Source organism: Zeaxanthinibacter enoshimensis, from assembly GCF_004362865.1.
GTDB classification, from domain to species: domain Bacteria; phylum Bacteroidota; class Bacteroidia; order Flavobacteriales; family Flavobacteriaceae; genus Zeaxanthinibacter; species Zeaxanthinibacter enoshimensis.
The window spans coordinates 472,346-497,823 of record NZ_SNYI01000001.1 but is presented as its reverse complement, the minus strand read 5'-3'; the positions used below and the strand labels follow the sequence as shown (position 1 = coordinate 497,823).

The following is a 25,478-nucleotide window of genomic DNA, read 5'->3' as shown; positions in this document are numbered from 1 at the left end:
TGAAATCCCCATATCACGGACTTAACAGGCTGGGCCACTATTCAGGGGAAAGGGCAGGATAATCCTATCCCGGAATCAAAACCTTATATTTAAAGATTAAGCAAAACCGACATGAACAAGAACAATTTAGTACTGAGAGCGAGTTTGACATTATTTTCAATTGCCTTGCTCTCTTTTAATTCCTGTAAAGAAAAAAAGAAGAATGAAGATAAGAGTGCAGAAGAAACTTTGGCCGTAGAGACGGTCGATCCTTTTTTTGAACTTTCCCTTGCCCAGTGGTCTATTCACCGCATGATCAATGACGATGGCGTAGATCCGTATTCATTTGCCGAGAAGGCAAAATCCTGGGGTTTCAGCGGGCTGGAATATGTAAGCCAGTTATATGATAAGGAGCTGAAAGCTGCCAATTATTCGGCCGAAGCCATGGCTGCTTTTGTTGAAAAATCAAATGCTGCGGCTGATAAACACGGGCTGAAGAATGTGCTCATCATGGTAGACGGACAGGGAGACCTTGCCACCTCCGATAAGTCCGCCAGGAAGAAAGCTGTGGAAAACCACTATAAATGGGTCGATGCTGCTGCCGCGATGGGTTGTCATTCTATTCGTGTAAACCTTTCGGGCAGTGATAACCCGGAAGAATGGGTAGCCAACTCTGTAGACGGGCTTACCGGCCTGGCTACCTATGCAAAAGATAAGAACATCAATATCCTGGTGGAAAATCATGGAGGCCTCTCTTCGAACGCCGCGAAATTGGCGGAGGTCATGGAAAAGGTCAATATGGAGAACTGTGGAACCCTGCCGGATTTTGGGAATTTCTGTATCAAACGGAATTATGCCGACGACGGTTCCTGGAACTGTGAAGATCAATACGATATTTATAAAGGAGTAAAAGAGCTCATGCCTTATGCCAAGGCCGTCAGTGCTAAATCACATGATTTTGACGAGGAAGGAAACGAGACCGAGATAGACTACAGCAGGGTACTGCAGATTGTCAAAGATGCAGGCTATACCGGATTTATAGGGGTCGAATACGAAGGTGACGGCATGGGCGAAGAAGCCGGGATCATGGCAACCAAAGAGCTACTGTTAAAAGCGGCAAAAGACCTTAATTAATAAGCAGCATGGGGTATGAAGGTTTTTTTAAATCAATTGTTCGATTATAATTTCTATTGTAATAAAAGGCTGATAGAAGAGTGTCAGAAAATGGGAGGCATCCCGGATAAAAGTCAGACCCTTTTCAGCCATATTCTCAATGCCCACCATTTATGGAATGCCCGTATGATGCAAAAAACCCCTGCCTACAAGGTGTGGCAGGAACATCCTGTGGAAGACTGGGGGGATATCCATTACGAGAACCAGCGCAACTCTTTCGAGATCATTACCAATACGGACAATTTGGATCAGCGGGTGGATTATATCAACACGGAAGGCAGATCCTATGCGAATACCCTCCAGGATATTTTATTCCATATCATCAACCACTCTACCCATCACCGTGCCCAGATCGCTGCCGATTTCAGGCATAACGAGCTGGAACCTTTACCCCTGGATTACATTTTTTACAAACGATAGATAGTACAACAACCCAATATACATAACCAACTAAACTTTAAATTATGACCCTCCGGCTAAAATTTCAATTATCCTTCATGATGTTCCTGGAATTCTTCATCTGGGGAGGATGGTTCGTGACCTTAGGCACCTATATGGGCGATAACCTCCGCGCCTCCGGTGGGGAGATCGCGATGGCTTTCTCCACTCAATCCTGGGGAGCTATCATAGCACCGCTCATTATAGGGATCGTGGCAGACCGGTATTTTAACGCGGAAAGAATACTAGGGGTCTTGCACCTGGTAGGGGCAGCCCTGATGTACCAGATGTACCAATCCGAGGCATTCTCTGATTTCTATCCTTACGTCCTAGGATACATGATACTCTATATGCCTACCCTGGCATTGGTGAATTCCATTTCGTTCCGGCAAATGAAAGATCCGGCCAAGGAATTTTCATATGTACGGGTGTTCGGAACCATCGGCTGGATCACCGCGGGGCTGATCATTTCTTATGTATTCCTTTGGGATTCCGTGGAAGCGAGAGCCGAAGGGATGCTCCGGAATACATTCCTGATGGTGGCTATCGCCTCTGGTGTCCTTGGGTTGTTCAGTTTTACCCTTCCCAAAACTCCGCCGAAAGTAGACAAGGATGAAAAGATCAGTATTTCCAGTATGCTGGGTCTCGATGCCCTGGCATTATTGAAAGACCGGAATTTCCTAATCTTCTTTATTTCTTCTATCCTGATATGTATTCCCCTTGCTTTCTATTACCAGAATGCAAACCCTTTCCTGGCGGAGATAGGTATGGAAAACCCTACGGGAAAGATGACCATAGGGCAGGCTTCCGAGGTTGTTTTCATGTTATTACTGCCGTTCTTCTTTAAGAAGTTCGGGTTTAAGATGACCCTGATTTTTGGTATGCTGGCATGGACCGTGCGTTACCTCCTGTTCGCCTATGGCGATGCCGGGGAACTGGCTTTCATGCTGCTGATCGGGATCGCCCTGCACGGTATCTGTTACGATTTCTTCTTTGTCTCCGGGCAGATCTATACAGACAGTAAAGCGGGCGAGAAGTTTAAAAGTTCAGCCCAGGGCCTGATCACCCTAGCCACTTACGGGGTAGGGATGTTGATTGGCTTCTGGGTAGCGGGCCAGATCGCGGATGAATTCCTGAGACCGGACGGAACCCATACATGGGAACAGATCTGGATGTACCCGGCAGGCTTTGCGCTCGTGGTGATGATCTTGTTCGCGATCTTCTTTAAAAACGAACAGATCGAATATAAATCCTGAGATATTTTTATCTTGAGGCCCCACTAAAAAGAGAAACATGGCAAAGAAAATAAGATTAGGTATCCTGGGCGGGGGAGGTGACTCCCTTATCGGGGTATTACACAGGGTGGCCGCCCATATCAATGACAATTATGAAATAGTTGGCGCGGTTTTTAATCCTGATCACGAAAAGAGCATTGATTTTGCTAAAGAGATCGATATTCCGACAAACAGGATCTACAAGGATTTTGATACCCTGGTAGAGGAGGAGATGAAACTTCCGGCAGAAGAAAGGATACAGGTATGTTCGATACTGACCCCCAATTTCTTGCATTTCCCAATGGCCAAAAAATTACTGGACCATGGTTTTCACGTGATCTGCGAGAAGCCGATGACCACGACTTACGAAGAAGCAAAGATCCTGGAAGAAGCGCATAAGAAGGCCGGGGTAGTATTTGCGCTGACCCATACCTATACCGGATATCCAATGGTACGGCAGATGCGCGAGATGATCAAAGCAGGGGAATTAGGAAAGATCCATAAAGTGGATGCCCGCTATTACCAAGGATGGATCAACCCCGTGATACACGACCCGGCAAAAAGAGCTTCGGTATGGCGACTAGACCCTAAGAAAGCGGGAATCAGTTCCTGTATGGGTGATATCGGGGTGCATGCCTTTAATATGATCGAATATACCACCGGGATAAAGATAAAATCCCTGCTGGCCGATTTTAATTATCTCTACGATGATAACCAGATGGATGTGGACGGGACAGTGCTCATCCGCGCCGGGAAACACGTTAAAGGGGTGATCCGGAGCAGCCAGGTGGCCACAGGAGAAGAAAACGGGCTGGCCATCAGGATTTACGGGGAAAAAGCAGCTCTTGTCTGGGAACAGGAGAAGCCTAATTATCTCTACCGTCTAAGTGATGATGAACCTATACAGATATATAAACCCGGGAACGCCTATAACTCTAAGCTTTCGCTGGATGGGACCAAACTGCCCGCCGGTCACCCGGAAGGTATCTTTGACGCCATGGCCAATATCTACCTTGGTGTCGCAAGGGCGATCAGGAAGCAGGATTACAACAGCGGGGAATTCCCTACGATGACCGATGGAGTACGCGGGCTTAATTTTATAGAAGCCACAGTGGAATCCAATAAGAAAGGGAATGTCTGGGTAGACCTGGACGAATAAGAGGTTAATTATAAAATTAACTAGCCCGGAACCTGAGTTCCGGGCTTTTTTTATCTATCGTTCAAATACCTTGTCATATATTTCACAGACGACCACCATACTGTGAACAGGTTTCCTGCCGTAAGGCTGAAGTTCCCTTTCAAAGTATTCCCAGTGCAGGCTCTTCCAGTGATCCAGGGAACTGATCCCGGATAATTGCGCATAGGATTCCCGGATACTGAAAAATGGTACAAGCCTTACCGCTACGGTACGGAGTACGCATTTTGCATTCCCGTTACTATCTGTAAGTATGGTGAAATCCCCGATCTTCGGAAGGGGTTCTTTTCTTAACTGTAGCCCCAGAAGGGAATGGGAAATAGCTTTCTTATTTCCTGTCAGAACTTCTTTTAAAAGAGTGTCGGCTACTTCTGCTTCGTCACTCAGGGCAATCACCTTGGGTTCTTTGGCAAATGCGTATTGTAAGTGGGTATCCAAAAAATCACCCCACAGGCTTCTGGCTGATGCGTTATCCATGTATCGCTGTTACTAATAACAAAAACAGTTTAGTTCTTACTATCGTTTTTAATTATGCTCTAAGTCCGGATTTAAGGTGGATGATTAGAGTTGTAATTCTTACGTATTTCCTATATTTATGACTTGCCGGATTCTACGGCATCCTATTGAATAAATATAGGGTTAAATTCTAAATAACGTTTCTCAAAAACCAATCGGAATACATCAATAGATATATACTATGAAAACGATAAAAGGACCGGCTGTGTTCCTGGCGCAGTTCGTAGATGATAAACCACCATTTAATTCGCTGGATGGGATGTGCCAATGGGCTGCAGGCCTGGGTTATAAGGGGATTCAGATCCCGACCTGGGAACATTTCCTGATAGACCTGGACAAGGCAGCCGAAAGTCAGACTTATTGCGATGAGCTCAAGGGTAAGATCAATTCTTACGGCCTGGAGATAACCGAGCTTTCCACCCACCTGCAGGGGCAACTGGTCGCCGTGAACCCTGCCTATGACCTGATGTTCGATAATTTTGCCCCTGACAAGGTGAAAAATAACCCGAAGGCCCGGACCGAATGGGCAGTTGATACCGTGAAAAAAGCGGCAACTGCCAGCAGGAGGCTGGGATTAAAGGCGCATGCCACTTTCTCAGGAGCCCTCTTGTGGCATACCTGGCACCCCTGGCCACAACGGCCGCCGGGTTTGGTTGAACTTGGATTTGAAGAACTCGCAAAGCGGTGGATGCCCATCCTCAACCATTTTGATAAAGAGGGGGTAGACGTCTGTTACGAGATACACCCGGGGGAAGACCTGCATGACGGGGATACCTTTGAACGATTCCTGGAGGCCACCGGCAACCATAAACGGGTCAATATACTTTACGATCCCAGCCATTTTGTATTGCAGCAATTAGACTATATCACCTATATAGACCACTACCACGAATTCATTAAATCTTTCCACGTGAAGGATTCTGAGTTTAACCCCACCGGTAAAAAAGGAGCTTTCGGGGGGTATAATGACTGGGGAGACAGGGCCGGAAGGTATCGCTCACTGGGTGACGGGCAGATCGACTTTAAGACGATCTTCTCCAAACTCACCCAATACGGATGTGATGTCTGGGCCGTGATGGAATGGGAATGTTGTATAAAAAGCCCTGAACAAGGGGCCCGAGAGGGCGCCAAGTTCATCGCGGACCATATTATTGAAGCCACCGAAAAAACCTTTGACGATTTTGCAGGGGGAGATATTGATCATGAAATGCTTAAAAAAATACTGGGAACAAAATGAAAAAACTACTGCTTTGCCTGATTACGGGCACCGTCCTCTTCGCTTGTAAGGAAGAGAAGAAACAACCATCAGAAACTGTAGAAAAAGAGGTAATGATGAACACGGGGGAAACAACTTATGAATCCGGGGAATGGGTCGTTTTGTTCGACGGGAGCTCGTTTGATGGCTGGAAAGGCTATATGGCGGACGAGGTACCCGGGACATGGACATTACAGGACAGCGCCATGGTATTTAACCCGCCTAAAGACAGGCCCAAAGGAGAAAGTTATAACCTGGTGACAGAGAATGACTATACCAGTTTTGTTCTGTCCTTGGAATGGAAGATCGCAGAAGGCGGTAACAGCGGGGTATTCTGGGGCGTGAAGGAAGACCCGCAATTTTCCCAGCCTTACGAAACCGGGCCGGAGATACAGGTACTGGACAACCAGCGCCATCCCGATGCTAAAAACGGACTGACACACCAGGCAGGTGCACTTTATGATATGGTGGCACCGGAGAAGGACGTTACCAAACCTGCAGGTGAATGGAATACTATGGTGATCACGGTAGACCGGAAAGCCGAGCGAGGCAGTGTGGAACTGAACGGGGAGCTGGTTACCGAATTCCCTGTCGCTAACGAATTATGGAACGTGATGGTCTCTAAATCCAAATTTGCCGACTGGGAAGGCTTCGGAAAGCAGGCCACCGGGAAGATCGGGCTGCAGGATCACGGAGACAAGGTGGCTTACAGGAATATTAAGATCAAAGAGCTTAAATAAGGTTTATGAGATATTTAGTGCTGTTACTGATGTTTCTCGGTATAACCTCCTGCCGGGAGAAGGTTAAAGTAGAACCCCTGGAAAAAAAAGAGACAACAGGGCAGGTAATTACCCACGAGGAGTACAGTGGCGAAGAACCCACGATCCCGGAAGAAACAGAAGTTTATGAACCGGTCCCACCCACAGTAGACCCTACAGGGCAGAATGGTGCCCCCAGTGATGCCATTGTGCTCTTTGACGGTTCGGGCTTTGATGCCTGGGAAATGGTACAAGACAGTTCTGAGGTGAAATGGATTCTGAACGATGACGGGAGTATGACCGTGAAGGATAAGACCGGGGATATACAGACCAAGCAGGAGTTCGGGGACATACAGTTGCATGTGGAGTGGCGGTCTCCGGCCGATGTAGAACGCGATGGGCAAAACCGGGCGAACAGCGGGGTATTCCTCTCCGGTTTGTACGAAGTGCAGGTACTGGACAACAATGATAATGATACATATACCAACGGGCAGGTGGGTGCTATCTATAAGCAGCATGTACCATTGGCAAAAGCTTCTGTTCCCAGTGGTGAGTGGAACACCTACGATATCATTTACCACGCTCCTGAATTCAATGAGGATGGCAAGAAGATTAAATCCGGGACTATGACGGTATTGCACAATGGTATCCTCATCCAGGATCACGTAGAGATAAAAGGAACCACACCATATATTGGCTGGCCAAAGAATCCGCCTCATGGGAAAGGTCCTATCCGGCTACAGGACCATGGGGACAATAGCAGGGTGAGTTACCGCAATATCTGGGTACGCGAACTGTAGGAGATTTTCCTTTTTCCATGGCAAGCCGTGCATTTTGTATATTTTTGCGATTCTAAAAGCTAGGTATGATTCAATCCATGACAGGTTTCGGGAAGCATGTAATTCAGCTGCCCTCTAAAAAGATCACAGTTGAACTAAAATCACTGAACAGTAAGAACCTGGATGTCATCGCCCGTATCCCTTCTGCTTACCGTGAAAAAGAGCTGGAACTGCGTAAGCTGATCGCAGACGCCCTGGAAAGGGGGAAGGTAGATTTCAGCCTTTATATAGAGATGACCGGAGAGGAGACCACCTCGGAGGTCAATGAGCAGGCCGTGCGGAAATACATGAAACAGTTAGGGAATATCGTTCCCGGGGACGAGTTACGATTAATGGAGATCGCCATGCGGATGCCAGATGTTCTCAAGACCGACCGGGAGGATATAGACGAGACCGAATACCAGAAGATCAGGGAAGCCCTGGTACAGGCCCTTCAGGAAATTAACCAGTTCAGGTCTGAAGAAGGAAAAATGCTGGAAGCCGATTTTAAAGCAAGGATTGCAAACCTGCAGTCACTACTGGCAAAAGTAAAACAAATGGATCCTGACCGGCTGGCAACCATCCGTGAGCGGCTGGAAAAGGCCGTGGCTGACCTGAAAGCCGAAGTGGACGAAAACAGGTTTGAGCAGGAACTGATCTATTACCTTGAAAAATACGATATCACCGAGGAGAAGGTCCGGTTGGCCAATCACCTGGATTATTTTACCGAAACCCTCAATTCAGATGATTCTAACGGGAAAAAGCTGGGCTTTATTTCCCAGGAGATCGGGCGGGAGATCAATACTATTGGGTCTAAAGCCAATTACGCCCCTATGCAGCAACTGGTGGTACAAATGAAGGATGAATTGGAGAAAATTAAGGAACAAATGCTGAACGTACTGTAATGGAAGGAGGAAAACTCATCGTATTCTCTGCCCCTTCGGGCAGTGGTAAGACCACTATCGTAAGACATCTTTTAGAACAACCTGAACTCAACCTGGCTTTCTCTGTATCTGCCACCTCCAGGCCACGCCGTATCCGCGAAAAGCACGGGGAGCACTATTACTTTATGTCTATAAGCGAGTTTAAACAGCACATCAAGAACGAGGATTTCCTGGAATGGGAAGAGGTATACCGTGATAATTTCTACGGCACATTGAAAACCGAGGTGGAACGACTTTGGGCAGAAGGCAAGAACGTGATCTTTGATATAGATGTGGCAGGCGGACTGCGTATCAAGAAGAAGTTCCCAGAAGTCACCCTGGCGGTTTTCGTAAAACCACCCAGTGTGGACGAGCTGAAGATACGTTTAAAGAAGCGGAGTACGGAGAGTGATGAGAAGATCAATATGCGGATCGCCAAAGCTTCTGTCGAACTTGCCACCGCCCCCCAGTTTGACCGTATAATCAAGAACTACGACCTGGACATTGCTTTGAAGGAAGCCCACCAGTTGGTGGCCGATTTTGTGGGAGCAAAAAAGCCGAATTCTAAATAATACAATTTTCAAAGAGTTTTAATTAAGGAACTCCCCTCTTCAGTTGGAGAGGGGAATGAATTGCGCTGCAAGCGCAAGAAAGGGGAGTTCTCCATCACAGAGGTACACTTCCACTTTACGTCATAAGTGAGGCAGGAAATTCAACCACACGCAGCTCCCCTCTTCAGTTGAAGAGGGGAATGAATTGCGCTGCAAGCGCAAGAAAGGGAAGTTTGCCTTAAATGTTTACTCATGTTGATCAAAATGCTCCCTAATCTCTTCCAGTACCTGGTCTATGCGTTCAAACACCACAACATTCTCAAATCGTACCACACGGAATCCTTTTCCTTCAAGAAATTTTGTCCGATTATAATCATAATCCTGTATCAAGGAATCATTGTGCCACTGCCCATCTAATTCGATGACCAATCTTTCAGATGCACAGTAAAAATCAACAATGTAGGGACCAATACTATGTTGCTTGGTAAACCTTCTTCCTGCGAGCTGCCGACTTTTTATCCGTTTCCATAAAAAGGCTTCCGCACGAGTCAGGTTTTTTCTTAATTTTCTTCTCAAACGCTGCAATTCTTTACGACTATGTAGTTTTCTACGCTTCATTTACATAATATGAATGCCCAGCCTGCATAAATAAAGCATCGAGAGGTTGGTTAACAAACCCTCCGCTCCTCACCATGTTCGGACCACCTCCCTTTAGCTAAAGGGAGGAGTAGATATTTACATATCTTTGGGATCATCTACAGAATATAGACAACCCCCAAATATGAAAAAAACCGGCCTCTATTTCGGAACCTTTAACCCCATCCACATCGGCCACCTGGTCATTGCACATTATATGGCCGAATTTACGGACCTTGATGAGGTTTGGTTCGTGGTGACTCCAAAAAGTCCGTTTAAACAGAAGAAGAGTCTGCTGGACAACAATCACAGGTACCAGATGGTGACAGAAGCCATACAGGAATACCCCAAACTGAAGGCCAGTACCATAGAATTTGATCTGCCTCAACCCAACTATACCATAGATACCCTTGTGCACCTCGGCGAGAAGTACGGCCAGGATCACGAATTTTCACTACTGATGGGAGAGGATAACCTGAAGAGTTTTCATAAATGGAAAAATTACGAGGCTATCCTGGAGCAATGCGAGCTCTTTGTTTACCCCAGGGTTTCTGAAGGAGATATACCTGAAAGGTTTAAAGATAATCCCAGGATACACCGGGTGGATGCCCCTATCATGGAGATCTCCTCTACGTTTATCCGAAAACAGCATCAGGCCGGGAAGGATATTCGCCCTATGTTACCTGTTGCGGTCTACAAGTACATAGATGAAATGAATTTTTATCGCTGATCCAGCAATAAAAACGACCCCCAACATCAGTGAAGGTCGCTTTTGAAAATCTGTCAGGGGAATGGAATATTAAAGGAATTCTCCGTCTTCAGTCATTTTAACTCTCATGGTCTTGTCACCATTCTCCAATTTGATTTTGTAACTCTTCTTTACCCCTTTGGATTCGTGATAATTTACCTTGTAGGTGTCGTTAGATACCTGCCAGTTAGGAAATCTTTTCAGTAAGGATTCCTGTATAGCTCTTGGAAGAGCCACGTCATTGAAACGCTCAATCGTCCTGGTTACTTGTCCCTGGGGATTATAAACGGCAACGATCTTCCCCTCCGGGATATAGAAAGACACCGTGTAGAAATCAAAATCATCTTCGTAGAAGTTCTGCTTAGTCACATCATAAGCTGCCACTTTACGCTCCAGCATCTGTACCGGGATCGCAGCTTCGGAATTATCCAGCTGGTTGAGGTATTTGTAATTGACTGCCTCAACCACCACTTCTTTCAACTGTTCTGTTTTAATGATCTGGGCATACGAATGGCTGGCCAGGCCAAGTGCAAATAAGCCAAGGAGTAATCTTTTCATGATCTGTAATTTAAAGGATTGAATATTATTTATTGCGTTTAAGGATTCTCAAATTAGGTGGAGAAAGGCTGTAAACAAATGATATTCATCACCTTAGGGGTAGGGTCCAAGCTGATGGTGATCATTGCCTGGTGAGATCATAAAAAAAGGGTAATAGTTTGTTACAACTATTACCCTTAAGGCTCTTAATACTTATATGTATTAATTGTTCTTATCCTCTATATAAGCAGGTGTTACCGTTTCATCGTACTCCTTATAGTAAAGATCTAACAGATTCATGGTTGCATTCATGAGATCCCTTGTCTCCAGTAATAAAGAGAAATAGAGGGTGGTGTTCTTCGGACTTGATTCCTCCGTACGGGTACGGGCAACCTGGGTCTCGATCTTTTGAGAAACCATTTCAAAAAGTTCGTGTTTCCCGGCCAGGATCTTCCCGATGCGATCAAACGATCGGTCGTCAAAAGCGGCTTTAGTAGCCGATAGCACCTCGTCCAGTTTCTGGTCAATTTCCTTAAGCTCCTTGATCTGGTTGTACTTGAGCTTTTTATGGTTATTATGGACGTGTTTATGACTAACCTTGGCAATGTACTCCAGGGATTGGGTCATATCCGTCAGGTATCCAAGGATATTGATATAGAAGTTACTTGCTCCGACACTACCTTCGTCCAGGTTCTTGATGAAATAGAATATGCTGTCTCTTAGGTCTTCAACTTCCGCTGAAAGCTTGGCTACCTGTTTCTTGTTTTTCTTCAGGTGGTCCAGATCCTGCTTAGCTAAGCCGTTGATCGAGTTGGTGTAGATCTTATTACTACGCTTAACCACGTTAGAGATGTTCTTGGCGCTCTCTTCGATCACACCCTGTATAGAACTGCTTTCGGCGCGCTGTATACTATCCTCGGCTCTTCCTTCGGAAGATTTTTTCTTATAGGAAATATAATTTCTTGCTAATAAGAGAACAGCTGCGAATAATAGAACTGCAATAGCCGCCCCTTTCCCGAAGCTGATGATAGTTAAGATCGTTCCGGCAGCAAGGAAGGCGATAATCGCGGTCATAAACCATCCCCCGATCACGTTAAGAACTCCCGCTACCCTGTAAACTGCACTTTCGCTACCCCATGCGCGATCTGCCAGAGACGTACCCATGGCCACCATGAAAGTCACATAAGTGGTGGAAAGAGGAAGTTTGTAAGAGGTTGCTATAGAGATCAGGATTCCTGCTACCATCAGGTTTACTGCAGCCCGGACCATGTCAAATGCCGGTAATTCGTGCTTCTTCCCTTTAGTTAGCTTGATGACTGGTTTGGTAAACCTATTCTCAATTCTCTTCTGAACCGGCTGTGGAAGCACAGCTGCAGTATACTGCCCGCTCAACATAGCAAACCGGACAAGTGACCTGGAAAGGAAATTGGGATTAAACCTTTCCTTGGCTTCTCCTTCACGAGCCAGGTTGATCTCAGTATCAGCTACATACCGCGCTTTCTTGGACAACCATAGGGTAACCACCATGACCAGTCCTGAAAGAAACAGGAGTATAGTTGGAGTGGGAACTTTGGTCGCCAGCACATTCATGCTGAATTCCGTAGCCTCTACCCCGGAGGCAGCCCAGGCTACGTAAGACTGGTATGCCGCGATCGGTACCCCGATAAAGTTTACAAGGTCATTACCGGCAAAGGCAAGTGCAAGCGCAAAAGTACCTACCCCGATTACTACTTTGTAGATATTGATTTTGAATATTTTTATTAGCGCCAGGGAAAACAGGAACCAGAATATTAGGCTTACACTAACAATAAGCAATACCTGGCTTTCAAGGAAGTTGATGATCTTCATTCCCCCGATGATATCAAAAGACTGATCTGCAAAAGGGGTTCCTTTGATCCCCTTCATAAAGATGAAGTAATTGATCGCGGTCAGGGCCATACCTCCGAAGAGAGCACCAACCCATTTGGCCTTTCTTTCGAAATCGAAAGTAAGCAGGAGCCGTGATACCCATTGCACCAGTGCCCCGATAGTGAAGGCCACGACCACCGAGAGCAATATACCCGATATGATTTCGGCTGCTTTTGCAGTGTTAATGTAATCTACTACCTGCCCCAGGGTGCCTCCATCTGCAAATATCTTGATCATGGACATGGCCACAGCTGCTCCTAGAAGTTCGAATACGATAGAAACAGTCGTAGAAGTTGGTAACCCAAGGGTGTTGAAAAAGTCGAGCAGCAATATATCAGTGATCATGACAGCCATAAAAATGAACATGATCTCGTTAAAGTAGAATTCCCCGGGGTTAAAGATCCCTTTCCGGGCAACCTCCATCATTCCACTGGAAAAGATAGCACCACATGCAATTCCCACACTGGCGACGATCATAATGGTCCTGAAAGAAATGGCTTTAGAACCAATAGCAGAATTCAGGAAGTTTACGGCGTCATTACTCACACCTACAACAAGGTCTGCAATAGCGAGGGCTGCAAGGGCGATAACGATAAGTAAATAAATATTGTCCATAGTATCAAAAAAATCAGTTTGCAAATATCTTAAGTGAAACGACTGCCTATGTTACCTAAAGGTTATTTTAGAAATGAACGTCTAATTGAAGGCGATACATCAGTTCGTCGTTATTGCCCTCCGTAGAAAGATAGCTTAAATCTGTCTGTACCTTCAACTTGTGTCCTACAATATAGCGAGAAAGTCCCAATGTATACTGAGAAACAGGTTGTGTCCCGGTGATCTGTTCGTCTAAATTAATATTCGTATATCGGCCGGTGACTTCCCAGTCAGAAGGGAACAGGTAGCCCGCCTGCAGATTAATTCCATCTCCAACGGCAACTACTTCCCCGGTAGGAGTGCCGTCAGTGTTGACAGCAACCGGGTTATCCGCCGTACGGTCTGCATATTCTCCCATGAAGCTGAATCCATTGTACTTAAACATAGCATCTATGAAGAGCGTATTGATATCGGTACTGTATAGGCCTGTATCATTTTCCATGTAGGAGCCCAGGTTGCTGCGGGTTCGTACCGCATCCTGGTTGCTGTCATAAGTAGCGGCAAGCATCAACTTCGGGCTTTCTTCACGAACGAGGTCACTGCCACTGTAATCTCCTTTCCCTTTAAATTCGCCAAAGGGTAATAATTCGAGGCGTGCTGTGAATTGGTGTCCTCCCTGGTTCCCGGTGGTTACATTCCGGCCTTCCCCTTGTGACAGGGCAAGCTTTTCGCGGATCAGGAATTTGTCGGACAAGTAAGTGTGATGCCGAAGTTGGAGGCCCAGGTCACGGTCTATATTAAAACGGCTGTTGACCAAAGAACGGTCTACCAGGGAAAGGTTCCCGGAGGATATAACGCGTTCTATGTTTCCCGGAAGCTTGGTCTGCCCGGCCCAGAGTTCAAAGTTCTCGTAGAAATTCCACATGACCACCGCATCCAGAATGTACCGGGGGGCATAACTGGTGTACTGCGAAGCTCCGGAAATATCCCTGTTAGACAAGCCCAGCTCGATCTTGTACTTCAGTTTCGGGCTGTAGGCGTAACCGTCGAACTTAAGTCGTGCCCGGCGGATCAGGAAGTTGGATTCTGCGTCGGCGAGGTTTCCGCCATCGTTCTGATCCCAGTTAGTGATCGAAAGTATTTGCATCCGGGTTCCTATCTTCATGGTCCAGCTGCTGTCTTTTCCAACGAGGTTGAACAAGCCTTTTCCGAATGCCGGTGAATTGGTCTCCTGTGCATGAATGCCTGTTACAAGCAAAAGCAGACACAGGGTTAATGTGTTGATTTTCATTATCCTATCAGTTTTTGTCGCTGCAAATAACAGGTTTTAATGTTAAGTAAACGTGTCCTAAAGATTAATAAAGGGCAATTAAAAAGACCGCCTGGCCGGGGCGGTCTTTTGCATTTCTAGTATTAATGTTGACAAAAACTAATGGATAAGAAATGACTTTGATGTTGTATTTAAATACATCGTAAAGATGGAGTTAAAGCATGTCTTTAGTGTAATTGAATCATTAAGTAAATATTAAAATTGAGAGAGAGAATAGTGTTAAATGACTGAAAAACAATGGCTAGCTGTTTGTATGTAAATTTAACGTTAAGAAAACGCATAATAAAGGTTAATTTCCGTTATCTTTACAGTAGTAACTCAATAAATGTTCGTGTAATGAAAAAGTTGATTGCCTTCTGTACGCTATGTTTAGTGATCAATTTTGGGTTCTCCCAGGAGAAAAAAGAATTGAAGGTCAATAAGGATAAGTCCTTGGTGGAGGCAGTGTATTATCACGATAACGGATCCATAAGTCAAATGGGTACTTATAACCTGGAAGGGGAATTACATGGCAAATGGATGAGTTTTGACGAACAGGGGAATAAAAAATCAATCGGTTTCTTCGAGAATGGTGTAAAAACCGGCAAATGGTTCTTCTGGAGCCAGGATAAACTGAGAGAAGTAGATTTTGACAATAATACCATCGCCAGTGTACAGGAGTGGAACAATGCTTCTCAGTTGGTTATCAGGGATTAATCTGGAAAATATATATATGAAAAAGCCCCTTGAACAGGGGGCTTTTTTTATGATTTAATTTCTGGAAGATATTTATTCTATAACCCAGGCGAATGTCTCGGCTGATACTTGGGTGCCGTTAGAATAATCCCCATCGGCCACTGCGTCCTGTCCATCTATCTTAACATTCGAAAGTGGTCCGCCATCCCTCATATCCACGATGGTAGTATATCCCTCAAGATACAGGTTAGTGATTGTTGCGCCGGATTCTTTCTTGAACTGTAAAGCCGTGCCGTTTTCTGCGGAGATAGCGGTGAAATTGATCAGACTCGGATTGCCGTTAATTCCGTCTGCCTCAACAGCGGTAGAAAAGCCCTGTATGGTATGCACCACCCGGGTATTTGTCAAGGAGCCATTCCAGCCTTCAGTCCAGTCAACGGCATCATCCTCGTTATTCTTCAGGTAAAAGTTTGTAGCATTAACGGTACCCCCGAAAAATTCTACGCCGTCGTCCGTGCCATTCAGAATTGCAACATTATCTATGGTAGTGCCTGAGCCTACTGCGTATAGGGTTAAACCATTATACTGGGATTCTGCATTGATCTGTGCCCCGGCATAATTGATCACCAGGTAACTGATAGAGCCGGAATTGTCCGAGTTATTGGTTCCCCCGTAAGTGAAACCTCCTACTTCAGCAACAGCATCTACCCCTTCAGTGGTTTCCGCATCACCGAGGATCACCAGGCCACCCCAGTCTCCGGGAGTACGATTGGTGGAACTCATTACCACGGGTTTTTCTTCCGTTCCCTGTATATCTATCTGCGCACCTTTCTTAATAACGATATAGGTGTCTGTGGAGACCCCGCTATCGGCGTCAGCAATGATATTTGTCCCGGCAGGAATAGTAAGCTTCGCCGGGGCCTCAACACTCATGCTCCCACTCAGCCGGTAGATCTTGCTGGCATCCAGGACCAGATCGGCAGTTACCGAAGATGGCAGCGTCTCGGTCTGAATGTCCAGGTCTGTACCCACCCAGGCGAAGGAAGATATGTTTACCGTTGCATCAACGAGGTATGTTTTAGAAGGGTCAGCATTCTCCCCATCGATCAGGACATTGGCCAGGGGCCCGTTATCCCTCATGTCTATGGTCCTGGTGTAGCCTGTTAATGAAAGCCCGGTGATAGTAGCGCCGGATTCCTTTTTGAACTGTAATGCTGTTCCTTCTTCAGTTGAAACGGCAGTAAGATTGACTATCCTCGGGTTATTGTTCACCCCATCGGCCTCAACTACGGTCGAGAAACCCGCTATGGTATGTACAACATAGGCATTAGTCAGGGTGCCGTTCCATCCTTCGGTCCAGTCGATGGCATCGTCTTCGTTATTTTCAAGATAGAGGTTAGTTACGTTTACCGCACCTCCGAAAAATTCGACCCCGTCATCTGTGCCGTTCAGGATAGCTACGTTACTGATACTGGTGCCGGAACCCACAGCATAGAGCGTAAGCCCGTTATACTGGGATTCAGCATTGATCTGTGCTCCTGCATATTCAATGACCAGGTAGCTGATACTCCCGGAGCTGGCAGCATTGTCGGAGCCCCCGTAAACGATTCCGCCTACTTCTGCCACCGCATCAACACCTTCAGTGGTCACCCCGTTCCCTGCGATGACAAGTCCGCCCCAATCCCCGGGCTGACCATTCTCAGAGGTCATGATAACCGGGTTACTGGCAGTTCCCTCAATATTAATAAGCCCTCCTTTTTGTACCACGATATAATTTTCGGTCCCTTTTTGTGAAACGATTGTGGTACCGGCCGGAATTGTAAGTGTAGCACCTGATGCAATACTGTACGTGCCGGTCAGCATATATGTTTGGGATGCATCTAATGTCCGGTCTTCCTCCTGGCTTCCGGAAAGATTTGTGCTTTCCTGGTCCGTACAACTATTGGTGCATGTGCCTCCACAATCTATACCTGTTTCGCTTCCATTCTGAATCCCGTCGGAACAAGTAGCCTGGGCTACAGGATCAACAGTAGTGTCATCACTGCTACACCCGGTCAACATCATTGTACCCACAATTGCTGCAGTAATACCGATATTTAAAATATGTTTTTTCATAATTGTCTTAATTGAAATGTTAGTAGTTGGGTTAAAAGTTGTTTCAGAACTTATAATTAACTCCTAACCGGACCTGTGAGCCTGCCGTATAGGAACGAACAACCTGCTCGGTTTCGATTCCTGTGGTACTCGGTCTGACCAGCTGGGTTCTTTTGATCTCCGGGTTCAATAAATTGCGCCCGGTAAGGGAAATGCTCCAATGCTTATCCAGGTCTTTGCTCAGGACCGCATCGAGTACAACAAATCCATTCTCAACGATGGCATCGTTGTAGAAGGTTTCGCTCTGGGTCTGGATCTCGGGTGCACCCAATGCAAAGATCTTGTCAGAGGCGTAATTCGCGGTGAGGGAGGCATCCCAGGGATGTATCCTGCCGCTGGTGAAATTAAGACTGGAATTCACGATCCAGTCCGATGCTCCCTGCAGGCCTGTTTCATCAAGTCCTTTATATTGAAAGGTCCTGATGAAAGTCCCATCAGCATCGCGTACCTCCTTCAGGTCCTGTTGATGCCACATACGGGTAGCGTTTAAAGTAAGGTCCAATCCGTAGCCATCAGAGGCTCCGGTATCCCCATTGTACTCAGGGGTAACAAGGGCGATTTTAGTCTCTGCCTCAAACCCGTACACTTCAGCTTGTTCACCGGAATTGAAATATGAGAACACCCCGGCAGAACCCCTGTCCTGTACTTTGTTGATGGGGTCTGAGATTTGTTTATAAAATGCGGCGACAGATATCAACTGGCCATTGCTTGGGAAAAATTCCCATTTAAGATCGTAGTTCAAACTCCTGGAGGCTTCAAGGGAAGGATTACCACGGGTAACCTGCCCAGTCTGAGATACATATTCAAATGGAGCAATCTCCTTGAATTCCGGTAAAGTGATAGTCCTGCTCAAAGCGAGACGAAGAGCGTGTTCTTCGCTGAGGTTATATTTTACATTCAGGCTGGGATATAGATTGCTGTAATCCTTGTTGGCACTCCCGATCCGACCTGGGATATTCCCGACATCATAAGTGACTTTGATATCATCCTTTTGAAACCGAAGACCGGCATTAACATTCCACTGGCCCAGGCCGACGTTAAAATCAGCAAATGCGGCTTTGGATTCCAATGAACCTTCGTACCGGTCTGGTTGCAGAATGTTATACTGAAGCAGACCATTATCAAAATTAGCTTGAGTGAAAATTGCTTCCAGGTTATCTATGGAGGGCGGATTGATCGTATTTACCGATGCTTCTTCAACTCCAATGAATTGGGAAACGAAGTCACGGGACTTATTCCTGTAGTTACCTCCAAATTCTACTGTAAATGACTTGTCCTCTTCATTGATAAATTTATGGGCATCTTTAACGAACCCATTGAATTCCACATCCTCGATATTTTGTTTCGACTTACGTTGTTGAAACCCACCTGTTCTACCTAACTGGACAAAATCACCCTCCGGGTCAAAGTTTACCTCGTTGCGGATCCTGTTTGGTTCGGAAGCGTTTATAAAGTTGTATCCCCCTGCCCATTCCAGGGTGTTATTATCAGACAGGTAATGAGTTCCTAATAATTGTGAGACGAGTAAGCGTGTCTGTTTTGTATTCTGGTCCCGGATAAACTGGAACAATCCTTCTGCAGGATCGGTTTCTTCAAATATTGTTCCCTCACCATTACGGCCACCTTCGAAAACAGATTCGTCCAGGGTGTTGATCAGGAAAGTACTGCTCTTCAGCTTATTTTTGTCATCAAGGAAATAAGTCACATCCAGTAAGCCAGAATTGACGATTCTTTTATTGTAGGTGGTAGCATCTGTAATGGTGTCATCAACGAAATTAGACCTGAACTGCCTGAAGGCTCCTTGCCCGTAATTGTAGCGGGTACTGTGCGACGCGGTCGCCAGGACTGCCACCCGGTCTTTGAATTTCTTCCCGGCCACAATATTAAATCCGTAATCAACAGGGTTTTCCTGTTTTACGGTATTCCATCCCTGCTGTGTGATCAATTGCAAAGTATTCTGGTTCTGATCATAAAATCCGAAATCTGTAGCAGCAGCATTAGGAGATAACTTGTAATTGTTATAAACCCCCGTTTGAGCAACATTCGAATTAATCCCGGTGTTTACACCAATACTGAATTCATTGGAACCGGATAACTCTCTTGAGCTGATGTTCACAGTTCCGGAGGCCTGGTCTGCCGTGGATTCTACTCCATAAGTTTTACTAACACTAACATTCTGGATCACCCGGGTAGGAAACAGGCCCAGGTCTATATTTTTGCGCTCCACATCGTCCGAAGGTACCGGCAGGCCATTCAGGGTAGTAGAGAGGTACCTGTCTCCCAGGCCGCGCACAAATACATCACCGGAAGCCTCACTGGTGGTAACCCCGGATATCTTGGTAGTAGCTGTGGCTGCATCGGATACCCCGATCTTACCCAACTGCTGGGCCCCGATACTTTCTTTTATCTCAACTGCTTTTTTCTGCTCCAGGAGAAGTGCGGTTTCGGTGTCCTTACGTGCTACGGTAGTTAACACTACTTCATCAAGTGCAACTCCTTCCGTGGCAGCCATTGGTATCTCCAGTGATGTCGGTTTACCGGCCTCTACTGTCACATTTTCCATCTCTACGGTTTCATATCCCAGGTAACTGAATACTACGCTATAGGTCCCGGGTTCCAGGTTGTTAATTTCAAAAAGGCCATCAAAATCAGAAGTGGTTCCTTTTGTAGTTCCTTTCAGTAAGACGTTGGCAAATGCCAGGGGTTCGTCATTTACTTCCTTGTCGATTAATTTACCTGTAATACTGCCTGTAGACTGGGCACTCACCTGCACGGCTGTTAATAACAGCATCAACACAAAAAATCTTTTCATCAACATATACATTTTCGAGTTGCAAAGAACTATCATCATTGTAACTGCGGGGTTAGCAGAATTTTAAATCGGCTTAACGATTATGTTACCTAAAGGTTATGCAGTTAACTTAACGTTACGAGAGTATTACCTGGCCCTTATCCTGCCGTCTATTTAATGTATATTGCGGCCTTAATTAACACCTATGGATTGGGAACAGCTTCTCTCCCTCAGGAGGCAGGGAGATACCGGAAAACGCTTACGTACAGAACAGGATGAGGCCCGGCTGGGCTTCGAAGTGGATTATGACCGGGTGATCTTTTCTTCGGCTTTCAGGAGCTTGCAGGACAAGACACAGGTGATCCCGCTTTCTAAAACGGATTTTGTACATACCCGGCTTACCCACAGCCTTGAAGTTTCTGTAGTAGGGAGGAGCCTTGGCCGGATGGTGGGGCAGGCCCTGCTTAAAAAACACCCACAATTACGGGATACCCATGGATACCGTTTCAATGACCTGGGGGCTATCGTCGCCGCAGCCGCACTGGCCCATGACATAGGTAACCCACCCTTTGGGCACAGCGGGGAAAAAGCCATAGGCGAATTCTTCCGGAACGGGAAGGGAAAAGAATTCCGGGAACACCTGACAGATAAGGAATACCAGGACCTGCTCAGTTTTGAGGGGAATGCCAATGGTTTCCGTCTGCTTACGGCATCGCGGGAAGGCGTTACGGGTGGCTTGCGTTTAAGCTACGCCACGCTGGGGGCCTTCATGAAATATCCCAAGGAATCGCTCCCTAAAAAACCATCCAAGCACATCGCAGACAAAAAATTCGGTTTCTTCCAGTCAGACGCCTCTTTCTTTCAGGAGGTTGCAGAGGAACTTGGATTAAGATCCACAGGGAAAGGGGACAATATTTCTTATTCCCGGCATCCGCTGACCTTCCTGGTAGAAGCTGCTGACGATATATGTTATACCATTATCGATTTTGAAGACGGAATCAACCTGGGGCTTATCCCTGAAGATTACGCCCTGGAATACCTGATCAAACTGGTAAAAGACACCATCAATACCAAGAAATACCAGAGCATGCCTTTTATGGAGGACAGGATCAGCTACCTTCGTGCCCTGGCCATCAACACCCTTATCCAGGATGCTGCACGTATCTTTATGGAAAACGAGGAAGAGATCCTTAGCGGAGATTTCAGTGTTTCCCTCTTGGATAAAAGCAAATACAAGGCACAGATAACCGATATCATAGACCTGAGTGTTGAAAGGATCTACCAGTCTAAGGAAGTGGTCGAAAAAGAGATCGCGGGTTTCAAGATCCTGTCAGATCTCCTGGAAGTCTATACCGGGGCATTGGTGCGGACCAAGGAAGACAGGGCCAGTAATTATGATAAACTGGTGTTGAGAACACTGCCGTCTGCGATCAGGTCTACCTCTGGCTCCTATTACCAGTTATTGCTGAATGCCAGCACATACGTGGCTAGCCTATCCGACAGCGGGGCTGTGGATATCCACAATAAGATCAGCGGGAAACAACTCTGATCAGAAGATATAGACTGCCCCCACCGTAAGCACTTGCTTGAATTGCAGTTTGGGCTGACCGGGATCTATGATGTTCCCGTCGCTGTCCTGTACCACGTCGAACAGGATATCATCGTCATAAATGATATGGGTGCCAATAGAGGTCTTGATATATTCATTCACGATCAGCTCCCATCGCATTTCCCAGTCCACGTCTATATTTCCGAAGTCCTGCAGGTAATCGGTGTAAAAACTGATCCTGTGATCCAGGTTCACATTTTTGAACACCGGCGTCTTCCAGGAATTGGTCACCAGGAATCCAAATTCTGTCAGCGCTCTCTGACCTGGCTCCACCACGTTTCCTTCCGAATCCAACACGGCTTTCTGTACCCCGAAAGCTCCTTTATTGGCTAATTCCCGATCCAGAACAAAAGTGCTTTTATGGGTCAGGGGAGAAATGTAGAGGTTAAAATTATCGCTTTCCGAAATGTAAGACGCCCCACCTCCCAGGAAGAGGTAACCCGGGGCCATAAAACGGGATATGGGTGTGCTGCGGTCGGGATATTTGAAACCATCTGCAAACTGGGTGTTGAAATTGGTACGAACGGTGATATACCAGTTGGTTAGCGTATCTCTCCGATAGCCGAAAGTTGAGCTGAAACGGATCGCATCCTCTGTCTTACGCCATTTCCTTCCTTCCTGTGCATTCCACCCAAAGCGCATTTCCAGCTCGTTTTTCCAGGAGACATACCGGAATTTATAATTCCGAACAAATCTCATCCTGCCCAACGCCGTGATGGCATTGTCACCCCCTGCATTCCAGTTTACAAAAGCCACTTCACTGAGTCCCAGGCTCATCTCGTTCTTCTTTTCCCAGAAAGACGGTATCCTGAACCTCTTCTTGGTCTTCATCAGGGGCTTGGTCTTTTTATAACTGATCACAGGGTTACTTAACTGTACCCCCCTGGGGACAATACGTACTTTGTCCTGGAACGAACGGATTACGATTGTTCCGCGGATGGTTGTATCTGGTTCTGATTCTGTCGGGATGGTATCCTGTGCGGTCACAGTGATACATAACAAACCGAATAGGAGGCTAAGAATGGTTCTCATTAAACTAGCGGGTTATTTCTAGTAGTTGCTCAACATAATTTTTAATAGTGGCAGGATCCAGGCCTGCCTCGGCCTGCAATTCTGCTACAGTACCTTGTTCAATAAATCGATCTTCCACTCCAAAGATCTTTACCGGGTTTTTATAACCGTTTTCATTAGCGAATTCCAGCACTGCGCTTCCAAAACCGCCTGCCTTGCAGCCATCTTCTACGGTTATGATATAGGGATATTCGCTGAAAATGCGGTGCAGCAAATTCTCATCCAGGGGTTTGACAAACCGCATGTTATAATGACCGGGCGAGGAATCCTCGCTGTACCCGGAAAGCATTTCGCCTACTGTATTCCCGACGGTGCCTATACTAAGAATTGCAATGTGCTTCCCTTGCTTCAGCCTTTGTCCCTTCCCGATCGTGATTTCTTCAAAAGGTTGCTGCCAGTCCGTCATCACACCTCTTCCACGGGGATACCGGATGGCAATGGGATGTCCCAGGCCAAGCTGTGCGGTATACATGATATTGCGCAACTCCGCTTCGTTCATGGGGGCAAAGATATAAAGGTTGGGAATACAGCGGAGGTAAGCTATATCGTAAAGACCGTGATGCGTGGCCCCGTCCTGGCCCACCAGTCCGGCGCGGTCCAGGCAGAAGATCACCGGCAGGTCTTGCAGGGCGACATCGTGGATCACCTGGTCATAGGCCCGTTGCAGGAAGGTAGAGTACACGTTGCAGAAAGGGATGAGTCCGTCTGCAGCCATTCCGGCTGCCAAGGTGACCGCGTGTTGTTCCGCGATCCCGACGTCCCATGCCCGGTCCGGGATAGCTTCTATCATGTATTTCATGGAGCTGCCCGTAGGCATGGCAGGGGTGATTCCAACGATACGTTGGTTTTCCTTCGCCAATTCCAGCAGGGTAAGCCCAAAGACCTCCTGGAATTTCGGTGGCCCTGTTGTTTTACTGCCCTGGATCAGGTCACCGGTATGCTTGTCGAATTTCCCGGGGGCGTGGTAGGTCACCTGTTCTTCCTCGGCTTTTTTCAGGCCCTTACCCTTGGTGGTGATCAGGTGAAGTAATTTTGGACCTTGGACCTGCTTAAGATCTTTAAGGGTATTGATAAGCAAGGGAAGGTTATGCCCGTCAACGGGGCCCGTATATTCAAAATTCAGGCACTCAAAAATATTCTCATCCTTGGCGGTGCCCTGTTTTACATTGGTCAGGTATTTTTTGAGGGCACCCACACTTGGGTCTATCCCTATGGCGTTATCGTTCAGGATGATCAACACATCAGCCGGCGATTCCCCCGCATGGTTAAGTCCCTCGAAAGCCATCCCGCTGGCGATGGATGCATCCCCTATAACGGCGATATGTTTGCGATCCTTTTTCCCGCTGAGGCGCGATGCGATCGCCATCCCCAGAATAGCCGAAATGGAAGTGGAGCTATGCCCTGTCCCGAAAGCGTCGTACGGGCTCTCGCTTCTTTTGGGAAAGCCGCTCAAACCACCATACTGACGATTGGTGATAAATGATTCCTGCCTCCCGGTAAGTATCTTATGACCATAGGCCTGGTGGCCGACATCCCAGATGAGACGATCGTCAGGGGTATTGTAGACATAATGAAGGGCGATGGTTAGTTCCACAACCCCGAGGCTTGCTCCCAGGTGTCCTTCCTTTGCAGCCACGACGTCGATGATGAAATCCCTCATTTCTGCTGCCAGGGCAGGGAGGGATTCAGGGCTCAGACGCCTGAGATCTTCCGGAGAATGTATGTGAGGAAGTAGTTCCATGTTAAGACGTAAAGGTACATTAAAATCATTTTTTCAGGACAGGAGAAAGTAGGCCTATTTATGTATTTTTGCCAACATGGAAGGAATCCTGGACGACTCTTATTTTATGAAAAAGGCCCTGCAGGAGGCAGAGGTGGCCTACGGTCTCGGCGAGATCCCGGTGGGAGCAGTGATCGTGGTACAGGGTAGAATTATTGCCAGGGCGCATAACCTCACGGAACGATTGCACGATGTCACTGCGCATGCGGAGATGCAGGCCATTACCGCCGCTGCAAATTTCCTGGGCGGAAAATACCTTCATCGCTGCACCTTGTATGTTACCCTGGAACCTTGCCAGATGTGTGCCGGGGCCCTCTACTGGAGCCAGATCCCCAGGATCGTTTACGGGGCGCATGATCCGCAGCGGGGCTTTGCTGCCATGGGGGCACAAATGCATCCGAAGACGGAAATAATAGGCGGGGTCCTGGAACACGAAGCTGCGACCCTGATGAAGCAGTTCTTTATCGAAAAACGAAACCTGAACTGATCCCAATAAAAAACCCCGGCAGCAGCCGGGGTCCTGATCTTCTCAAAATAAAATAAGCTTATCCTATTACCTGCACTTGTGCGGCTACGATTCCTTTTCTTCCTTCTTCTTCCTGGTATTCTACTTTGTCTCCTTCGTTCAGTTCTACCCCGTTGAGGGCGGTTGCATGAACAAAGATGTCCTTTCCGGTGTCGTCGTTTGTAATGAACCCATATCCCTTAGATTCATTGAAAAATTTTACTGTTCCAGTCATGGTAAAAAAATAATTAATTAAAAAA

23 protein-coding genes are annotated in these 25,478 nt (G+C 46.7%); 13 read left to right on the top strand and 10 right to left on the bottom strand.

The features are described 5' to 3' along the window. Positions 1-111 precede the first annotated feature (111 nt). From CLV82_RS02220 to CLV82_RS02205, 4 genes are read left to right on the top strand one after another with little or no spacing between them, the layout of a single operon-like run. On the top strand, positions 112-1,113 hold the full coding sequence (locus tag CLV82_RS02220) for a sugar phosphate isomerase/epimerase family protein (protein ID WP_133642663.1): 1,002 nt from the start codon (positions 112-114) through the stop codon (positions 1,111-1,113). A gap of 15 nt (positions 1,114-1,128) precedes the next feature. Further along, a complete protein-coding gene (locus CLV82_RS02215) occupies positions 1,129-1,572 on the top strand; it encodes a DinB family protein (RefSeq protein WP_133642662.1) in 444 nt (147 codons plus the stop codon). Between the two features lie 44 nt (positions 1,573-1,616). Beyond that, on the top strand, positions 1,617-2,846 hold the full coding sequence (locus CLV82_RS02210; protein WP_133642661.1) for a nucleoside permease: 1,230 nt from the start codon (positions 1,617-1,619) through the stop codon (positions 2,844-2,846). Between the two features lie 37 nt (positions 2,847-2,883). Continuing rightward, on the top strand, positions 2,884-4,023 hold the full coding sequence (locus CLV82_RS02205) for a Gfo/Idh/MocA family protein (RefSeq protein ID WP_133642660.1): 1,140 nt from the start codon (positions 2,884-2,886) through the stop codon (positions 4,021-4,023). Between the two features lie 54 nt (positions 4,024-4,077). Here the strand turns inward: CLV82_RS02205 and CLV82_RS02200 are convergent, their stop codons facing one another. Then, positions 4,078-4,536, bottom strand: coding sequence for an ASCH domain-containing protein (locus CLV82_RS02200; RefSeq protein ID WP_133642659.1), 459 nt, complete (start codon positions 4,534-4,536; stop codon positions 4,078-4,080). 220 nt (positions 4,537-4,756) lie between these two features. On the opposite strand from CLV82_RS02200, the gene CLV82_RS02195 reads away from it, so the two are divergent. From CLV82_RS02195 to gmk, 5 genes are all read left to right on the top strand, one after another. After that, positions 4,757-5,812, top strand: a complete 1,056-nt coding sequence (locus tag CLV82_RS02195; RefSeq protein WP_133642658.1) for a sugar phosphate isomerase/epimerase family protein — start codon at positions 4,757-4,759, stop codon at positions 5,810-5,812. Beyond that, on the top strand, positions 5,809-6,570 hold the full coding sequence (locus tag CLV82_RS02190; RefSeq protein WP_133642657.1) for a 3-keto-disaccharide hydrolase: 762 nt from the start codon (positions 5,809-5,811) through the stop codon (positions 6,568-6,570). Before CLV82_RS02195 ends, CLV82_RS02190 begins: the two co-directional genes overlap by 4 nt. Positions 6,571-6,575: 5 nt before the next feature. Continuing rightward, positions 6,576-7,388, top strand: a complete 813-nt coding sequence (locus CLV82_RS02185; protein WP_133642656.1) for a 3-keto-disaccharide hydrolase — start codon at positions 6,576-6,578, stop codon at positions 7,386-7,388. Between the two features lie 65 nt (positions 7,389-7,453). Then, entirely contained in the window at positions 7,454-8,311 is an 858-nt protein-coding gene (locus tag CLV82_RS02180; RefSeq protein ID WP_133642655.1) for a YicC/YloC family endoribonuclease, read from the top strand. After that, the gene (gmk, locus tag CLV82_RS02175) at positions 8,311-8,901 is read left to right on the top strand and encodes a guanylate kinase (protein ID WP_133642654.1); all 591 of its coding nucleotides are present in this window, start codon (positions 8,311-8,313) and stop codon (positions 8,899-8,901) included. Before CLV82_RS02180 ends, gmk begins: the two co-directional genes overlap by 1 nt. A gap of 225 nt (positions 8,902-9,126) precedes the next feature. On the opposite strand, the gene CLV82_RS02170 is transcribed toward gmk, so the two are convergent. Next, the gene (locus CLV82_RS02170; RefSeq protein WP_317128258.1) at positions 9,127-9,456 is read right to left on the bottom strand and encodes an endonuclease domain-containing protein; all 330 of its coding nucleotides are present in this window, start codon (positions 9,454-9,456) and stop codon (positions 9,127-9,129) included. A 205-nt stretch (positions 9,457-9,661) separates the two neighbouring features. Here CLV82_RS02170 and nadD point away from each other — a divergent pair, with 205 nt between their 5' ends. Further along, positions 9,662-10,246, top strand: a complete 585-nt coding sequence (gene nadD / locus CLV82_RS02165) for a nicotinate (nicotinamide) nucleotide adenylyltransferase (RefSeq protein WP_133642652.1) — start codon at positions 9,662-9,664, stop codon at positions 10,244-10,246. Between the two features lie 69 nt (positions 10,247-10,315). On the opposite strand, the gene CLV82_RS02160 is transcribed toward nadD, so the two are convergent. From CLV82_RS02160 to CLV82_RS02150, 3 genes are all read right to left on the bottom strand, one after another. Further along, positions 10,316-10,822, bottom strand: coding sequence for a nicotinate-nucleotide adenylyltransferase (locus CLV82_RS02160; protein ID WP_133642651.1), 507 nt, complete (start codon positions 10,820-10,822; stop codon positions 10,316-10,318). 201 nt (positions 10,823-11,023) lie between these two features. Next, positions 11,024-13,324 carry an inorganic phosphate transporter gene (locus tag CLV82_RS02155; RefSeq protein ID WP_133642650.1) on the bottom strand — a complete coding sequence of 767 codons (2,301 nt, stop codon included), beginning with the start codon at positions 13,322-13,324 and terminating at the stop codon, positions 11,024-11,026. A gap of 67 nt (positions 13,325-13,391) precedes the next feature. Beyond that, positions 13,392-14,594 (bottom strand): porin, encoded by a 1,203-nt coding sequence (locus CLV82_RS02150; protein ID WP_133642649.1) that lies wholly within the window; start codon positions 14,592-14,594, stop codon positions 13,392-13,394. 375 nt (positions 14,595-14,969) lie between these two features. Between CLV82_RS02150 and CLV82_RS02145 the strand changes: the two genes are divergently transcribed. Beyond that, positions 14,970-15,329: a toxin-antitoxin system YwqK family antitoxin gene (locus CLV82_RS02145; protein ID WP_133642648.1), complete on the top strand. Its 360-nt coding sequence runs from the start codon at positions 14,970-14,972 to the stop codon at positions 15,327-15,329. Between the two features lie 72 nt (positions 15,330-15,401). On the opposite strand, the gene CLV82_RS02140 is transcribed toward CLV82_RS02145, so the two are convergent. Continuing rightward, complete coding sequence (locus CLV82_RS02140; RefSeq protein WP_243744121.1) at positions 15,402-17,423, bottom strand: hypothetical protein; 2,022 nt, start codon at positions 17,421-17,423, stop codon at positions 15,402-15,404. Between the two features lie 43 nt (positions 17,424-17,466). Further along, the gene (locus CLV82_RS02135; RefSeq protein WP_208107961.1) at positions 17,467-20,274 is read right to left on the bottom strand and encodes a TonB-dependent receptor; all 2,808 of its coding nucleotides are present in this window, start codon (positions 20,272-20,274) and stop codon (positions 17,467-17,469) included. Positions 20,275-20,458: 184 nt separating this feature from the next. Here CLV82_RS02135 and CLV82_RS02130 point away from each other — a divergent pair, with 184 nt between their 5' ends. Further along, positions 20,459-21,802: a deoxyguanosinetriphosphate triphosphohydrolase gene (locus tag CLV82_RS02130; RefSeq protein WP_133642647.1), complete on the top strand. Its 1,344-nt coding sequence runs from the start codon at positions 20,459-20,461 to the stop codon at positions 21,800-21,802. Here the strand turns inward: CLV82_RS02130 and CLV82_RS02125 are convergent, their stop codons facing one another. Both CLV82_RS02125 and CLV82_RS02120 read right to left on the bottom strand, forming a co-directional pair. Further along, on the bottom strand, positions 21,803-22,894 hold the full coding sequence (locus CLV82_RS02125) for a DUF3078 domain-containing protein (RefSeq protein ID WP_133642646.1): 1,092 nt from the start codon (positions 22,892-22,894) through the stop codon (positions 21,803-21,805). Between the two features lie 4 nt (positions 22,895-22,898). Further along, positions 22,899-24,674 (bottom strand): 1-deoxy-D-xylulose-5-phosphate synthase, encoded by a 1,776-nt coding sequence (locus CLV82_RS02120; protein WP_133642645.1) that lies wholly within the window; start codon positions 24,672-24,674, stop codon positions 22,899-22,901. A gap of 76 nt (positions 24,675-24,750) precedes the next feature. On the opposite strand from CLV82_RS02120, the gene CLV82_RS02115 reads away from it, so the two are divergent. Continuing rightward, positions 24,751-25,200: a nucleoside deaminase gene (locus tag CLV82_RS02115; protein WP_133642644.1), complete on the top strand. Its 450-nt coding sequence runs from the start codon at positions 24,751-24,753 to the stop codon at positions 25,198-25,200. A gap of 58 nt (positions 25,201-25,258) precedes the next feature. Here CLV82_RS02115 and CLV82_RS02110 read toward each other — a convergent pair whose 3' ends face one another. Further along, positions 25,259-25,453: a cold-shock protein gene (locus tag CLV82_RS02110; protein ID WP_133642643.1), complete on the bottom strand. Its 195-nt coding sequence runs from the start codon at positions 25,451-25,453 to the stop codon at positions 25,259-25,261. Between the last annotated feature and the right edge of the window lie 25 nt (positions 25,454-25,478).

Coding starts and splice junctions, on each gene's coding strand:
- CLV82_RS02160 (WP_133642651.1), bottom strand. CDS start 10,822: ATGAAAAGATTACTCCTTGGCTTATTTGCACTTGGCCTGGCCAGCCAT.
- CLV82_RS02120 (WP_133642645.1), bottom strand. CDS start 24,674: ATGGAACTACTTCCTCACATACATTCTCCGGAAGATCTCAGGCGTCTG.
- CLV82_RS02185 (WP_133642656.1), top strand. CDS start 6,576: ATGAGATATTTAGTGCTGTTACTGATGTTTCTCGGTATAACCTCCTGC.
- CLV82_RS02115 (WP_133642644.1), top strand. CDS start 24,751: ATGGAAGGAATCCTGGACGACTCTTATTTTATGAAAAAGGCCCTGCAG.
- CLV82_RS02210 (WP_133642661.1), top strand. CDS start 1,617: ATGACCCTCCGGCTAAAATTTCAATTATCCTTCATGATGTTCCTGGAA.
- CLV82_RS02130 (WP_133642647.1), top strand. CDS start 20,459: ATGGATTGGGAACAGCTTCTCTCCCTCAGGAGGCAGGGAGATACCGGA.
- CLV82_RS02125 (WP_133642646.1), bottom strand. CDS start 22,894: ATGAGAACCATTCTTAGCCTCCTATTCGGTTTGTTATGTATCACTGTG.
- CLV82_RS02155 (WP_133642650.1), bottom strand. CDS start 13,324: ATGGACAATATTTATTTACTTATCGTTATCGCCCTTGCAGCCCTCGCT.
- CLV82_RS02145 (WP_133642648.1), top strand. CDS start 14,970: ATGAAAAAGTTGATTGCCTTCTGTACGCTATGTTTAGTGATCAATTTT.
- CLV82_RS02205 (WP_133642660.1), top strand. CDS start 2,884: ATGGCAAAGAAAATAAGATTAGGTATCCTGGGCGGGGGAGGTGACTCC.
- gmk (WP_133642654.1), top strand. CDS start 8,311: ATGGAAGGAGGAAAACTCATCGTATTCTCTGCCCCTTCGGGCAGTGGT.
- nadD (WP_133642652.1), top strand. CDS start 9,662: ATGAAAAAAACCGGCCTCTATTTCGGAACCTTTAACCCCATCCACATC.
- CLV82_RS02140 (WP_243744121.1), bottom strand. CDS start 17,423: ATGAAAAAACATATTTTAAATATCGGTATTACTGCAGCAATTGTGGGT.
- CLV82_RS02190 (WP_133642657.1), top strand. CDS start 5,809: ATGAAAAAACTACTGCTTTGCCTGATTACGGGCACCGTCCTCTTCGCT.
- CLV82_RS02195 (WP_133642658.1), top strand. CDS start 4,757: ATGAAAACGATAAAAGGACCGGCTGTGTTCCTGGCGCAGTTCGTAGAT.
- CLV82_RS02135 (WP_208107961.1), bottom strand. CDS start 20,274: ATGAAAAGATTTTTTGTGTTGATGCTGTTATTAACAGCCGTGCAGGTG.
- CLV82_RS02110 (WP_133642643.1), bottom strand. CDS start 25,453: ATGACTGGAACAGTAAAATTTTTCAATGAATCTAAGGGATATGGGTTC.
- CLV82_RS02150 (WP_133642649.1), bottom strand. CDS start 14,594: ATGAAAATCAACACATTAACCCTGTGTCTGCTTTTGCTTGTAACAGGC.
- CLV82_RS02200 (WP_133642659.1), bottom strand. CDS start 4,536: ATGGATAACGCATCAGCCAGAAGCCTGTGGGGTGATTTTTTGGATACC.
- CLV82_RS02215 (WP_133642662.1), top strand. CDS start 1,129: ATGAAGGTTTTTTTAAATCAATTGTTCGATTATAATTTCTATTGTAAT.
- CLV82_RS02220 (WP_133642663.1), top strand. CDS start 112: ATGAACAAGAACAATTTAGTACTGAGAGCGAGTTTGACATTATTTTCA.
- CLV82_RS02180 (WP_133642655.1), top strand. CDS start 7,454: ATGATTCAATCCATGACAGGTTTCGGGAAGCATGTAATTCAGCTGCCC.